The following is a 14405-nucleotide window of genomic DNA, read 5'->3' on the forward strand; positions in this document are numbered from 1 at the left end:
CCTGAAGTGCGGAGGTTCCGCGTGACCTCTCCGCAACAGGAAAAATCCTGAAAATCTGGTTCAATGTCCAGCTGAAGCGGAATATAGCCGAGGGGTGAGTCGATCAGCGCGGTGTCGCATGGCGGCCGCTGTGACGCCAGCCTCGGGAACCGCATCCGTCATGTATCTCGGCATCGATCTCGGCACCTCCGCAGTCAAGACCGTTCTCGTCGATGGCGCGCAGCACGTGATTGCGAGCGAGAGCAGGGCCCTGACGAGCGCCTCGCCGCATCCGGGCTATTTCGAGCAGGATCCCGCACAGTGGGTCGCGGCGACGTTTGCCACGCTCGATGCCCTGAAGGCGTCGCATGGGAAGGAGCTGGCATCCGTCGAAGGCATCGGGCTGTCAGGCCAGATGCATGGTCCCACGCTGCTCGATGCGAACGATACGCCATTGCGGCCCTGCATTCTCTGGAACGACGGGCGCTCCGCCGCGGAGTGCCGCATTCTGGAGCAGCGCTGGCCCGCCTTGCGCGCGATCACGGGCAACAAGGCGATGCCGGGCTTCGCGGCGCCAAAGCTGCTCTGGATCGCGACGCACGAGCCTGAGGTCTTTGCGGCGACCAAACGCGTTCTGCTGCCGAAGGCCTATCTGCGCCTGGTGCTGTCAGGCGAGGCGATCGAGGATGTCTCGGACGCGTCCGGATCCCTATGGCTCGATGCGGCGCGGCGGGACTGGTCGGATGCGGCACTGGCCGCGACCGGCCTGTCGCGCGCGCACATGCCGCGTCTGGTCGAGGGGTGCGCGCCCGCGGCCACGTTGCGGCGCGAGCTCGCGCAGCGTTGGGGCATGGCGCGGTGCCCGATGATCGCGGGCGGCGCCGGCGACAATCCCGCCGGCGCTGTCGGCATCGGCGCGATCAGGCCCGGCACTGCGTTCATCTCGCTGGGAACCTCCGGTGCACTGCTGGCGCCGTCCGACCATATTGCCGCCAATCCGGACCGCGTGGTCCACACCTTCTGCCACGCGATTCCCCACATGTGGATTCAGGCCGGTGCCATCCTCTCGGCGGCGTCGTGTCTGGCCTGGGCCGCCCGGCTGTTCGGCGCCACTGAAGCCGAGCTGTTAGCGCCGCTGGGAGAGTGCGCGCAGGCGCCGTCGCCGGTGAGCTTCCTGCCTTATCTTGCGGGCGAACGGACACCGCACGATGATCCCGTCGTGCGTGGCATGCTCGATGGCTTGAGCCACGGCATCGACCGCACCGCGATCGTGCAGGCCGTGCTCGAGGGGGTTGCCTTCGCGCTGGCCGATTGTCGTGAGGCGCTTGGCGATGCTGGCATCGCGGTGACGGAAGCTGATGTCATCGGCGGCGGTTCACGGTCCCGGTTCTGGCTGTCGGTGCTATCAAACGTTCTGAACGTCCCGATCCATCGCTTTGCCGACGGCGAAACCGGCGCGGCGTTCGGTGCGGCGAGATTGGGGCGGCTTGCTGTCACTGGCGAGGCAATCGAAACCGTCTGCACGCCACCGCAACGCGTCGAGACTTTCGAACCCGATCGCGCGCTGGTGGAGGCCTATGCCGAGCGGCTTCCCGCCTGGCGCCACTTGTATCGGCCGCACCACTAGCATCGCTTTGGATGCGCATTTCGCCTTGTTCGCTGTTGCCCTGCGCGATGGCCTTTTGTTTAATGGGCGAACCGCGCTCGAAACGAAGCGCGGACAGGAAATGCATTGTGCGCCGGGAGGCACGATGAACGATCCGATCCTCGAGATGCGGGGAGTTTCAAAATCCTTCTTCGGCATCAAGGCGCTGCGTGCGGTCGACCTGACCGTCTATGCCGGCGAGATCCATGCCCTGATGGGCGAGAACGGCGCCGGCAAATCGACTTTGATGAAAATCCTGTCGGGGGCCTACCGGCCCGATCCCGGCGGCGAGATCCGCATCGAGGGCAAGCCTGTCAGGATCGAAGGTCCGCTCGGCGGCCGGGCCGCGGGTATCTCGATCATCTATCAGGAACTGTCTTTGGCCCCCAATTTGAGCGTCGCGGAGAATATTTATCTCGGCCGCGAGATATCGCGTTCAGGTTTGCTGGCGCGCGGCACCATGCGCGAGGGCGTCGGCCCGATCCTTGCGCGGCTGGGCGCGGACTTCCTGCCCTCGACATTGGTGGCCCATCTGTCCATGGGCCAGCGCCAGCTGGTCGAGATCGCGCGTGCGCTGCACGCGCGCTCGAAAATCCTGATCATGGACGAGCCGACCACGGCGCTGTCGGCCGGCGAGAGCGAGCGGCTGTTTGCGCTGATCCGTCAGCTCCGTGCCGAAGGGCTTGCCATCATCTACATCTCGCACCGCATGGACGAGGTCTACGCGCTCGGGGACCGCGTCACCGTGCTGCGCGACGGCCGCCTGGTCGGCTCGCTCGACAAGCAGGACATCCGCGCCGACGCCATCGTCCGCATGATGGTCGGGCGCGACGTCTCGTCCTTCTACAAGAAGGATCACGATCCCGAGGCCGGGAAGGGGCACCCCGTGCTCACGGCGAGCGACATGGCCGACGGGCAGCGCGTCAGAGGCTGCTCGCTCACCGTGCATGCGGGGGAGGTGGTGGGACTTGCCGGCCTGATCGGTGCCGGCCGCACCGAGCTTGCGCATCTCATCGTCGGCGCGGCACCAAAGACGTCAGGCCGTCTCGAACTCGAAGGCCAGCCAATCGAGATCCGTACGCCCGGCGAGGCCCTCGAGGCCGGTATCGCCTATCTGACCGAGGACCGGAAGGCGCTTGGCTTGTTCCTCGACATGTCGTGCCTGGACAACATCAACCTTGCCGTGCTCGGGCGCGATGCGAGGCTCGGCTGGTTCCTGGATCGCGACAAGGCGCGCGAGCGCGCCGACAGGGCGTTTGCGGGACTCAGCATCCGCGCCGCCAATGTCGGCGTGCCCGCGGGCGGTCTTTCCGGCGGCAACCAGCAGAAGGTGCTGTTGTCGCGGCTTCTCGCCATTGCGCCGAAGGTGCTGATCCTCGACGAGCCGACGCGCGGCGTTGACGTCGGCGCCAAGTCGGAGATCTATTCGATCATCGACAATCTCGCCAAGGCCGGCACCGCGATCCTCGTCATTTCGTCCGATCTGCCTGAAATCATCGGCATCTGCGACCGCGTCCTCGTGATGCGGTCGGGGCTGATCGCAGGTGAGGTCAGGCGAACCGAGACGGCACCCCTTACTCAGGAAGACATCATGGCCCTCGCTACGGGGACGGAGCATCTCGATGCCTGACAATGGATCGACGCAGGCGAAGGCTGCGATGACGAACGGCCCTGCTGCCGCCGAGGCGACGAAGCGCCAACGCATCAGGCTGCTGATCCGCGCGGCCGGCATGCTGCCGGTGCTGCTGCTGCTCTGCGCCGGCTTTCATTATCTCTCGGACGGCCGTTTCTTCACCGGACAGAATCTCGGCATCGTCCTGCAGCAGGCCGCGGTCAACACGGTGCTTGCAGCGGGCATGACCTTCGTCATCCTCACCGGCGGCATCGATCTCTCGGTCGGCTCGATCCTGGCGGCATCCGCGATGGCTGGCCTGACGATTTCCAAGCTGCCTGACCTTGGCGCGCTGTGGCTGCCGGTCGCCGTTCTCACCGGCCTCGGCTTCGGCGTCGTCAATGGCGCGCTGATCGCGCTGTTGCGCCTGCCGCCCTTCATCGTCACGCTGGGCTCGCTCACCGCCGTGCGCGGCCTGGCGCGGCTGCTCGGCGCCGACACCACGGTGTTCAATCCGTCGATACCCTATGCCTTCATCGGCAACGGCTCGCTGACGCTCATCCCCGGCGTCGCCTCGATCCCCTGGCTCTCGGTGATCGCGCTGCTCGTCATCCTCGTCTCGTGGCTGGTGCTGCGCCGGACGGTGCTCGGCGTGCACATCTACGCGGTGGGCGGCAACGAGAGCGCCGCGCGGCTTGCCGGCATCAAGGTCTGGGCCGTCCTCATCTTCGTCTATGGCGTGTCGGGATTGCTGGCCGGGCTAGGCGGCGGCATGCAGGCGGCGCGGCTCTATGCGGCCAACGGCTTGCAACTCGGCCAAAGCTACGAGCTCGACGCCATCACCGCGGTGATCCTCGGCGGCACGTCCTTCGTCGGCGGCATCGGTTCGATCTGGGGAACGCTGGTCGGCGCGCTGATCATCGCGGTGCTCTCGAACGGCCTGATCCTCACCGGCGTCTCCGACATCTGGCAATATGTGATCAAGGGCCTCGTGATCATCGGCGCCGTGGCGCTGGATCGCTACCGGCTGCAAGGCTCCGCACGAACCTAGTGATGCGAAATTCGGTTGCGGCAACTGGTCTGCCGTGCCCGGGGATGAAGACAGACCAGGGAGGAAGACAATGTTGAAGATGACCATGCTCGCCGGCGCCGCGATGGCGCTCGCCCTGACCACCGTGCCGTCCTCTGCCAAGGAGCTCAAGTCGATCGGCGTCTCGCTGGGGTCGATGGGCAATCCGTTCTTCGTCGCGCTGTCGAAGGGCGCCGAGTTCGAGGCCAAGAAGACCAATCCCAATGTGAAGATCACCACCGTCGGCTTCGAATACGACCTCGGCAAGCAAGTCACCCAAATCGACAATTTCATCGCGGCCGGCGTCGACCTGATCCTGCTCAACCCCGGCGACCCCAAGGCGATCGGGCCGGCGATCAAGAAGGCGCAGGCGGCGGGCATCGTCGTCGTCGCGGTCGACACCGCGGCCGAAGGCGCCGATGCGACGGTGACCACCAACAACGTCCAGGCCGGCGAGATCTCGTGCCAGTACATCGTCGACAAGCTCGGCGGCAAGGGCGATGTCATCATCGAGAACGGGCCGCAGGTCTCGGCCGTGATCGATCGCGTCACCGGCTGCAAGAACGTGTTCGCGAAGAATGCGGGGATCAAGGTGCTGTCCAGCGACCAGGACGGCAAGGGCTCGCGTGAGGGCGGCCTCACCGTCGCGCAAGGCTATCTGACCCGTTTCTCCAAGATCGACGCCATCTTCGCCATCAATGATCCGCAGGCGATCGGGACCGACCTTGCGGCGAAACAGCAGAACCGCAGCGGCATCATCATCACCGCGGTCGACGGCGCGCCCGACATCGAGGCCGCACTGAAGGACCCGGCGTCGCCGCAGATCCAGGCGTCGGCCTCGCAGGACCCGTTCTTCATGGCGCGGCGCGCGGTGCAGCTGGGCGTCGGAATTCTCAATGGGCAGAAGCCGGCCTCGCCCGTCGAGCTGCTGCCCTCGAAGCTCGTGACCCGCGACAATATCAAGGATTACAAGGGCTGGACCTCGGACCGCTCGCAATAGAACGGGCTGCAATGGACGGCGATCCTCTCGCGGGATCGCCGTCCATTTTACGTTCGCATGATCGCCCGCTTTGGCACCGTCAGCGCCAACGGCACGGCGATGGCAAAAATCGCGACGCCGATGATCCATACGAGCCCGGTTCTGTCGGGGCGCGACAAGGCGTAAATTGCGCCGAAGACGAGCGGGCCGAGGATCGCAGCCAGGCTGACGAAGCTCGCGACGACCCCCTGCAACTGGCCCTGACGTTCGCCATCGATGACCTTGGACTGGAGCGCGCGCAATGCTGGCGCGCTGACGCCGCCGAACGCGATCAGCGGGATCAGCGCGAAAGCGATCCAGCCTGCTTGTGCGAAGGCGAGGGCGAGAAGAGCGATCGCCTCGCAGCTTATGCCGAGAATGAGCGTGCCACGTTCGCCAAGCCGGCCTGTGAGCGGGGCGATGGCGAAAGCCTGCACCAGCACGACCAGGGCGCCGAAGATGCCGAGCGAAACGCCGATATCGGTCGCGGTCCAGTGGAAGCGGTCGGTGACGAACAGCACCCAGACCGTGCTGTAGGTCTGGCCGACGAGACTGACGAGCAGGAACACCAGCAGCAGCGGGATCAGCGTGCGAAACGTCAGCGCCCAGCGCAGCGGTGCGAACGGGTTGAGCGTCCGCCACGCGAACGGCTTGCGCGCGGTGCGGTGCGTTTCCGGGAGCACGAACGCCGCGATCAGGACGTTCACGCTGCTCAAAGCCGCAGCGGCAAGGAACGGCGCGCGCAGCGAAATGTCGCCGAGCACGCCGCCGATGACAGGCCCGATGACGAAGCCGGCACCGAAGCAGGCGTGGAACAGGCCGAAACGGCGGGCGCGCTCCGCCTCCGGCGTGATGTCCGCGATCGTGGCGGTGATCATCGCGACGCCCGCCGCGGTGAGGCCGGCGATGGTGCGGCCGATGAACAGCAGCGACAGATAGGGCGTGAAGGCCATCACCAGATAGTCGATGGTCGAGCCGGCAAGCGCGAGCAACAGCACCGGCCGGCGGCCGAGCCGGTCCGAGAGAACACCGAGCACCGGCGTGACGACGAATTGCGTGAATGCGTGCAGCGCCAGCAGCACGCCATAGAGCGCCGACACGTTGTCCGTGAATGCCATGGCGCGCAGCAGATGAGGTAGAGTCGGAAAGATCAGCGCGATGCCCGATGCTTCGAGGGCGGCACAGGCGAGGATTGCGACGAGCGGCCGGCTCATGGGATTTTGCGGCCTGCCCATCAGCCGACCGTTTCCGGGAGCGCGGACGATGCAAGCGGCGGAGCCTCGGTCCAGCGAACGGGATCTGTCAAATCAGATGCGGTCAATCTGGCGTCGGCGGCTTCCACGGCCAGGGCGACGGCCTCGTCATCGGTAGGTGCCAGCGCGGTCAGCAGATCCGGGCGCCGGCGCTCTGCGATCGCCAGATAAGGATCGTTGGGGATGGGGTGCCAGAGCCAATAGGCCCCGGGCTGCTCGGCCGTAAAGCCGTCGACATGAGCCGCAACCTCTTGCGTGAACTCGGCCGCCGCGGCTTGAACGAGCATCGATGTCCGATAAGCGATCGGAGCGAGGATGTTCATCGAGAATCCCGTGGCATCGCGGCACGATGCGAAGCCGGGCAGAACCAGCGTGCCCGTCCGCGCGTAGCGCGCAGGTCCGGGTGGATAGCGGAATTCGGAATCATGGGTGTTGACGGTGATCCCGGCGTAGATGGCGCTGGGATAGACGTCCACGACCATGAAGACGACGCCTTTGTTCTGAAGCACGCGGGCGATCTCGGCTCCGGTGTTGCGTCGTGCGAACGCGATCGGCGTCGCCCCGGTTGCACTTCGGCCTGCATAGATCCATTGTTCGGTCGGTGTCGGCCGGCGGCCGATCGAATAGACGAAGCCGACGTTGAAGCCGCAGTCCTTGAGATGTGCTGCGAACAGTTCGAGGCTGCCGATATGGGGCACGGCAATGATGCAGCCGTTGCGCGATTCTGAAAGCGCCCGCGCGAGACGATCGAGCGCATCGCCCGGAATCCTGGCTTCGAGACCCAAGGCTCTGCCGCGATCCTGCTGAAGATTGGCAAGGTCGAACAGGACGGTGACCCACGCGGCCAATCCGTCGATCACATTGTCGGATGTCGCGGTACTGCGGCGAATGATGCTCTGGCGTAGGAACATGTTGTTGCCCATCGCGCTCGGCAGGCTCGCGATCAGGCTTGCGATCTCGCAGGCAACGTGTCCCTGACGTGCGACGGGGACGATTGGGGCCAGGCGGTCGACGAGAGTTACTACGGCGGTCTGGATGTCCCCGTGCTCGCGAGGAAAGGGCCGCGGATTTGTCCCGCGCTGGTCGATCCCCGCTGCTGTTTCCCGAAACGTCACGTGAGCCCCAGATCCCGCCAGAAATTGCGGGAAAATCACACCATACAAGTGTTACCAGCTTCTCAAGGTTTCCCTTCGGCCTTCGGTGCCGCCCCTCCGGCTCGCGGCCGGAATCCTCGGAAAAAGAACGGTTTAACGCCGTAGTGGGTTGACCCCGGCGAACGATGTGTCAGAGAAGGGCAGGTTTCGGAAGCCGGCCCCGCGGGGCCGATTGGGAGCGTTTGCGGATATGGCTGAGCGGGTCGCTCTCATCACCGGTGTGACGGGTCAGGACGGCGCTTACCTTGCCGAGCATCTGCTGTCGCTCGGTTATGTCGTGCACGGGATCAAGCGGCGCTCGTCCTCGTTCAACACCGCGCGCGTCGATCACCTTTACCAGGACCCGCATGTCGGCAACGTGCCGTTCCTGATGCACTACGGCGACATGACGGATTCGACCAATCTGATCCGCCTGGTGCAGCAGATCCGGCCAACCGAGATCTACAATCTCGCCGCCCAGAGCCACGTCGCCGTCAGCTTCGAGAGCCCCGAATATACCGCCAACGCCGACGCCATCGGCGTGCTGCGCTTGCTGGAGGCGATCCGTATCCTCGGCATGGAGAAGCAGACGCGGTTCTACCAGGCCTCGACCTCCGAGCTCTACGGCCTCGTGCAGGAGATCCCGCAGAAGGAGACGACGCCGTTCTATCCGCGCTCGCCCTATGGCGTGGCAAAACTCTATGGCTACTGGATCACGGTGAACTACCGCGAAGCCTATGGCATGTTTGCCAGCAACGGCATCCTGTTCAACCACGAGAGCCCGATCCGCGGCGAGACCTTCGTCACGCGCAAGATCACGCGCGGTGTGGCGCGGATCGAGGTCGGGCTGGAGCAGACGCTCTATCTCGGCAATCTCGAGGCCAAGCGCGACTGGGGCCATGCCAAGGATTACGTCGAGGGCATGCACATGATCCTGCAAGCCGACAAGCCCGACGATTTCGTGCTCGCCACCGGTGAGACGCGCTCAGTGCGTGAATTGGTCGAGCTGTCCTTTGCCCATGTCGGCCGTCGCATCGAATGGCGCGGTGCTGGCGTCGATGAAACCGGCATTGATGCCGCCAGCGGCAAGGCGGTGGTGAAGATCGACCCGACCTATTTCCGCCCGACCGAGGTCGATCTGCTCGTCGGCGATGCAAGCAAGGCGCGGCAGGTGCTCGGCTGGAAGCCGAAGCGGAGCTTTGCGCAACTCGTCGAGGAGATGATGACGAGCGATCTGGCCGATGCCAAACGGGATGTCGTCAATGGCAAGCGTACCGTTTGAGCTGAAAGGCAAGAGCGTCTACGTCGCCGGCCATCGCGGCATGGTCGGCAGCGCCATCGTGCGCCGGCTGGCGCGGGAGAATGTGAATCTCGTCACCGTCGACCGGCGCGAGGTCGATCTCTGCAACCAGGCTGCCGTGTTCGACTGGTTCGCGCGCCTGCGGCCGCAGGTCATCTTCCTCGCCGCGGCCAAGGTCGGCGGCATCGTCGCCAACAACACGCTGCGCGCCGAGTTCATCTACGACAACATCGCGATCGCCGCGAATGTGATCCAGGCCGCGCATCAAAACGGGGCCGAGAAGCTGATGTTCCTCGGCTCCTCCTGCATCTATCCGAAACTGGCGCCGCAGCCGCTGCGCGAGGACAGCGTGCTATCGGGCCCGCTGGAGCCGACCAACGAGCCCTACGCGATTGCCAAGATCGCGGGCATCAAGATGGCGGAGGCCTATCGCAGCCAGTATGGCAGCGACTTCATCAGCGTGATGCCGACCAATCTCTACGGCCCCGGCGACAATTATCACCCCGAGCTGAGCCACGTCGTTGCCGCGCTGATCCGTCGCTTTCACGAGGCGAAAGTGTCGGACGCGAAGACCGTCGCGGTCTGGGGTACCGGCACGCCGCGTCGCGAGTTCCTCTATGTCGACGACATGGCGGATGCCTGCGTGCATCTGATGAAGATCCATTCCGGCGCGGAGCTGGTCAACATCGGCACCGGCGAGGACATCGCCATCGCCGAGTTCGCGCGCGTCGTCGCCGAGATCGTCGGCTATCGGGGCGAGATTGTCTTCGACACCTCGCGTCCCGACGGCACGCCGCGCAAGCTGCTCGATGTCAACAGGCTGACCAGGCTCGGCTGGCGCGCGACGACGTCGCTTCAGGATGGCTTGAAGCAGGCTTACGAGGCGTATCAGGCCGCGTCGTCGGTTCCCGCGCAATAGACCTCACACGATCAGACGGCCGCGCCGCCCGGCAATGCCGATCGCGACCTCGGCGCCCGCATTGAAATCGAGGCGGTCGGCTTCGACGCCGTCGCTGAAGATGACGCCGTTCTCCGCCATCAGCGAGCGGATGCGCAATTTCTCCTCGGACGCGAGGCGCCCGCAGACCAGATTGGTCTGCGAGTAGCGGCTCGGGAAGGGCTCGCGCACGGCAAAGCGCAGCTCCGCGGCGTCCCAGGGCAGGGCCTCGTAGCCCGTCAGAGCAGGCGGCAGGCCAAAGCTGCCGGCGATGGCCAGCGAGCCGGTGACGATGCTCTTGAACCAGGCGGTCGATCCGAGACCGGTCGAGACGATCAGTCCGCTCGAGGATTGCCGTTCCGTCGTTCCTCCCGCTGCGATCTCGTAGATCGCGGAAGTATGGGTGCGCGCGCCGATGAAGAGGTCGTTTACGGCATGGAGCACCTGGCCGTCGCTGAGTCGCGCCTCGGCCATCGTCACGGCCTGGCTGTTGCGCTTGTCGGCTGCGACCTCCGGCAGCAGCTTTGCGAGGTCGGGCGGTTCGAAGGGAAGCAGGATGCCGTCGTAGCGCGCAGGATCCGGGTTGAGCCCGATCAGAGGATGGTCGTCGAGATATTTCATGGTGTTGGCGACGACGCCGTCCTGGCCCAGCGCGACCACGATGTCATCGGGCGCGAAGATGAAATTGGGCAGGAAGCCGCGCTCGATGACCTGGTAACGCCCCCATTGCTCCAGCACCTGAAGCGTCGCGTGTCGCTGCGCATGATAGATCTCGTGCTCGTGTTCATAGTCCGAGAAGTCGGCGCCGAGGTGCTCGACATAGAAGCGCGCCTGCGCCGCCGTCAGGTAACGCGCGACCAGGTCCTCCAGCCTGGTCTTGCGCGTCACCAGCACGACCTTGCGGTCATTGGCGGCGGGCATTGATGGCCTCCGGCTTCGGCTTCTCGATCAGCTGGCTGAGCAGGTCAGGCGAGACGTTGAGCTGGCCGATCCTCTCGGCCTTCTCGGCGATGCCGGAGAAGGCCTGCGCGATCAGCTGGCCCGGCTGCATGCCGGCCGCGGCGAGCGCCTGGATGACGCGGGTGTCGACGCCCTCGAAAATCTTCATCAGCGCGCCGACGCGATAGGCTTCGGCATCGGCCAGCGTACGAGTGTTCCCGGCGTTGAGGCCGACGAAATCCTTGCGCTTGCCTTCCAGCACGATGTCCGCGGCCATGCCGGCCTGGCGCAGCTCGTTGCGCTTGGCGGCGACGCTCGCCTCGGCGTCCATCTGGGTCTCGCGGATCGAGCGCTTCTTCTGCTCGACCGCGATCTCGGTGTCGAGCTCGCTCTCGCGAATGGCGCGCTCCTGCTCGACCGCGAAATTGCGCCGCGCGAAGATCGCCTCGTCCGCGATCTTCAGGATCGCTTCGCGGGCCTGCGCCTCCAGCGCCTTGGCGGTGTCAGGCGTCGGCTTGATGCCGCGGATCGACACGCCCAGGATTTCGAGGCCGAGGGCCTCGATGTCGGCGCGTCCCCGCAAGCCGCCTGCAATGATGTCGGCGATGCGGTCGGAAGCCTGCAACGCGTCCTTCAGCGCCAGCTCCTTGATCGCCTGCTGCGCGAGCACCTCGACCGTACCGAGAATACGCTCGGGCAGCTTCTCCGGATCGTCGCTCTCATAGGTCTTGCCGTCGGGCTTCAGGGTGAAGTTCAGCATCGAGGCCGCCTTCTTCGGCTCGCTGACGCGATAGGTGACGAGGCCCTGCACGGTCAGCGTTTGAAAGTCGCGCGCGATCAATGGGAAGATGAAGGAGGCGTCGCGGCTGCCGACGGGCACGGCGACGAGCGTGGTCACCGGCGCGTAGTACAGGGCGGAAAGGCCGGTGCCCTCGGCGACGACCGCACCGGCGCGGTACTTCATCAGATAGGTGGTGGGCTGGGCCTTGATGAATCGGATGCCGAACATGGCTTGCCTCCTATGGCAGTAAGTTGGTCTAAGCAACTAAGTAAGTTGGACTGTACAACTAACTGTGCTAGTGTCAAGGTCGAACGGGGGAGGCTGCCAATGGCGGGCGAGGATCGGGTCCAAGGGGCTGGACAATCAGGGCAATTGGATTTCGCGCGGCCGCTGACCACGGTCGACGTCGTGATCTTTGCGATTCTCGACGACAGGCTTCAGGTGCTGCTGGTGCAGCGTCCGGCCGGCGAGGGCGAGCCGTTTCCACTCAGCCTGGCGCTGCCGGGCGGCTTCGTCGACGTCGCCAAGGACCGTGACCTCGCCGCCTGTGCGGCACGCAAGCTGAAGGACAAGACCGGCGTCACCAGTCCTTATCTCGAGCAGCTCGGAAGCTGGGGAAGCGCGACGCGCGACCCGCGCGGCTGGTCGGCAACCCACGCCTATTTCGCGCTGATCCCGGCCGATGCAAGGGAGATTACCAGCGATGCGCGCTGGTGTCCGATCAGCGGCGGCAAGGTCAGGGAGAAGCTCGCCTTCGACCACGGCGATATCCTGACAAGCGCAATCCAGCGCCTGCGCAACAAGGTGGAGTATACCTCGCTGCCCGCTTATTTGATGCCTGCGGAATTCACGCTGCCCGATTTGCAACGCGTCTACGAGGTCGTGCTCGATCGTCCGCTGGAGAAGAGCGCCTTCCGCACAAGGATCCTCTCGGCCGACATCATCGAGCCGGTCGCAAAGATGCGGCGCGGCCCGAACCGTCCGGCGCAGCTCTATCGCCTCAGGAAGGGCAGGGAGCCCGTCTATTTCGTGCGGACATTCAATCCGCCGGAATGACGTCGCGTCGGGAGCTCCGGACGCAGATAACATCATGTTAGGTTTATCGCATAACTGGGTAATTGTGTTAGTCCGGCGAAAGCCTATTGTCGCGCCAATCAAACACCCATCGGCAGTGACGAACGCTTGCGGAGACCCCGCACGGCGCGCGGACAGTGCTGCCCAGTTTCTTCGAAGAAGCCCGACCACGGGACGCCAGCAAACCAGTTTGGAGGACTCTCAGGATGACCGGAATCCATCAGGTGAGCCAGTCGAGGAAAGCCGCTGCGAGCGGCTGGATCGGGTCGGCGCTCGAATATTATGACTTCTTCATCTACGCGACCGCCGCGTCGCTGATCTTCCCGCAAATCTTCTTCCCGTCGGACAATCCCACGGTCGCGATCGTCGCGTCGCTGGCGACCTATGGCGTTGGCTATGTGGCCCGGCCGATCGGCGCCTTCGTGCTCGGACATTGGGGCGACACCCACGGCCGCAAGACCGTTCTCATCGTCTGCATGTTCCTGATGGGCATCTCGACCATGGCGGTGGGCATCCTGCCGACCTATCAACAGGTCGGCATCCTCGCGCCGATCCTGCTGGTCATCCTTCGCCTGGTGCAGGGCTTTGCCGTTGCCGGCGAAATCTCCGGCGCAAGCTCGATGATTCTGGAGCATGCGCCGTTCGGCCGGCGCGGCTTCTATGCGAGTTTTGCGCTCCAGGGCGTGCAGGCCGGACAAATTCTCGCGGCCGCCGTCTTCCTGCCGCTGGCGGCTTACATGCCGACTGATGCCTTCAACAGTTGGGGCTGGCGGATTCCGTTCCTGCTCAGCTTCTTCGTCATCGTCGCAGGCTACATCATTCGTCGCGAAGTCGACGAAACCCCCGCCTTTGCGCGAGAAGGCGAAAGGGGAGAAACGCCGCGGACGCCCGTCGTTCAGGCCATCAAGCTGAACTGGCCCGACATGCTCAGGGTCATCTGCATGGCGCTGATGAACGTCATCCCGGTCGTTGCGACCATCTTCGGCGCGGCCTACGCCGTGCAGCCGGCCTACGGCATCGGCTTTGCCAAGGACGTCTATCTGTGGATCCCGGTGCTCGGAAACATGGTGGCCGTGTTCGTCATTCCCTTCGTCGGCAGTCTCTCCGACAGGATCGGCCGCAAGCCTCCGATCATCGTGGGTGCGCTGCTCTCCGGCCTGCTCGCCTTCCTCTATCTCTACGCCATCAGCATCCGGAACGTGCCGCTCGCGATCCTGGTCTCGCTCTTGATGTGGGGCGTCGTCTATCAGGGCTACAACGCGATCTTCCCGAGCTTCTATCCGGAGCTGTTTCCGACGCGCACCCGCGTCTCGGCGATGGCGATCTCGCAGAACATTGGAACGACCATCACGGCGTTGCTTCCGGCCCTGTTTGCGACGGTGGCGCCTCCCGGCTCGGCCAACATTCCGACAACGGTGGGCGCGATCGCCTTCGGCATCACTGTCATCGCGGCGCTGGCGGCTGTCACGGCGAGGGAAACCTACCGGATCAGCATCGACGATCTCGGCAATCCCACGGCCGTTCCGATGGCGCGCTCCGACTACGAGCGGCAGCGGGCGGGCGCCGCGAGCGGTGCTGTCGCCGTTCGGATCTGAAGGGGCAACGCCGCTGCGATGAGGTTCGCAGCGGCGAGACTTCACTGTATAAGCTGACCGTCGATTGAAG

At 64.9% G+C, this 14405-nt stretch carries 12 protein-coding genes; 8 read left to right on the forward strand and 4 right to left on the reverse strand.

Translation table 11 applies throughout. The annotated features are described in order from the left end of the window. Nucleotides 1-160: 160 nt before the first annotated feature. The 4 genes from xylB (at nt 161) to XH90_RS15265 (ending at nt 5305) form a co-directional block, all read left to right on the forward strand. The gene (gene xylB / locus XH90_RS15250) at nt 161-1606 is read left to right on the forward strand and encodes a xylulokinase (RefSeq protein ID WP_194482704.1); all 1446 of its coding nucleotides are present in this window, start codon (nt 161-163) and stop codon (nt 1604-1606) included. A gap of 124 nt (nt 1607-1730) precedes the next feature. Then, on the forward strand, nt 1731-3254 hold the full coding sequence (locus XH90_RS15255) for a sugar ABC transporter ATP-binding protein (protein WP_194482231.1): 1524 nt from the start codon (nt 1731-1733) through the stop codon (nt 3252-3254). Further along, nucleotides 3247-4287 (forward strand): ribose ABC transporter permease, encoded by a 1041-nt coding sequence (locus XH90_RS15260; protein ID WP_194482232.1) that lies wholly within the window; start codon nt 3247-3249, stop codon nt 4285-4287. Before XH90_RS15255 ends, XH90_RS15260 begins: the two co-directional genes overlap by 8 nt. A 70-nt stretch (nt 4288-4357) precedes the next feature. After that, on the forward strand, nt 4358-5305 hold the full coding sequence (locus XH90_RS15265; protein WP_194482233.1) for an ABC transporter substrate-binding protein: 948 nt from the start codon (nt 4358-4360) through the stop codon (nt 5303-5305). Nucleotides 5306-5352: 47 nt separating this feature from the next. Here XH90_RS15265 and XH90_RS15270 read toward each other — a convergent pair whose 3' ends face one another. Further along, complete coding sequence (locus XH90_RS15270) at nt 5353-6537, reverse strand: TCR/Tet family MFS transporter (RefSeq protein WP_194482234.1); 1185 nt, start codon at nt 6535-6537, stop codon at nt 5353-5355. Nucleotides 6538-6557: 20 nt separating this feature from the next. Further along, a complete protein-coding gene (locus XH90_RS15275; protein ID WP_194482235.1) occupies nt 6558-7691 on the reverse strand; it encodes a hypothetical protein in 1134 nt (377 codons plus the stop codon). A 229-nt stretch (nt 7692-7920) separates the two neighbouring features. On the opposite strand from XH90_RS15275, the gene gmd reads away from it, so the two are divergent. Both gmd and XH90_RS15285 read left to right on the forward strand, forming a co-directional pair. Continuing rightward, nucleotides 7921-8991 (forward strand): GDP-mannose 4,6-dehydratase, encoded by a 1071-nt coding sequence (gmd, locus tag XH90_RS15280; protein WP_194482236.1) that lies wholly within the window; start codon nt 7921-7923, stop codon nt 8989-8991. After that, nucleotides 8972-9928, forward strand: a complete 957-nt coding sequence (locus XH90_RS15285; RefSeq protein ID WP_305853189.1) for a GDP-L-fucose synthase — start codon at nt 8972-8974, stop codon at nt 9926-9928. Before gmd ends, XH90_RS15285 begins: the two co-directional genes overlap by 20 nt. A gap of 3 nt (nt 9929-9931) precedes the next feature. Here the strand turns inward: XH90_RS15285 and XH90_RS15290 are convergent, their stop codons facing one another. Both XH90_RS15290 and XH90_RS15295 read right to left on the reverse strand, forming a co-directional pair. After that, nucleotides 9932-10867, reverse strand: a complete 936-nt coding sequence (locus tag XH90_RS15290) for a sugar kinase (protein ID WP_194482237.1) — start codon at nt 10865-10867, stop codon at nt 9932-9934. Further along, on the reverse strand, nt 10851-11894 hold the full coding sequence (locus XH90_RS15295; protein WP_194482238.1) for an SPFH domain-containing protein: 1044 nt from the start codon (nt 11892-11894) through the stop codon (nt 10851-10853). Before XH90_RS15295 ends, XH90_RS15290 begins: the two co-directional genes overlap by 17 nt. 99 nt (nt 11895-11993) lie before the next feature. Here XH90_RS15295 and XH90_RS15300 point away from each other — a divergent pair, with 99 nt between their 5' ends. Beyond that, nucleotides 11994-12722 (forward strand): NUDIX domain-containing protein, encoded by a 729-nt coding sequence (locus XH90_RS15300; RefSeq protein WP_194482239.1) that lies wholly within the window; start codon nt 11994-11996, stop codon nt 12720-12722. Between the two features lie 224 nt (nt 12723-12946). Then, complete coding sequence (locus tag XH90_RS15305; protein WP_194482240.1) at nt 12947-14335, forward strand: MFS transporter; 1389 nt, start codon at nt 12947-12949, stop codon at nt 14333-14335. Nucleotides 14336-14405 lie beyond the last annotated feature (70 nt).

Source organism: Bradyrhizobium sp. CCBAU 53338 (assembly GCF_015291665.1).
Classification (GTDB): Bacteria; Pseudomonadota; Alphaproteobacteria; order Rhizobiales; family Xanthobacteraceae; genus Bradyrhizobium.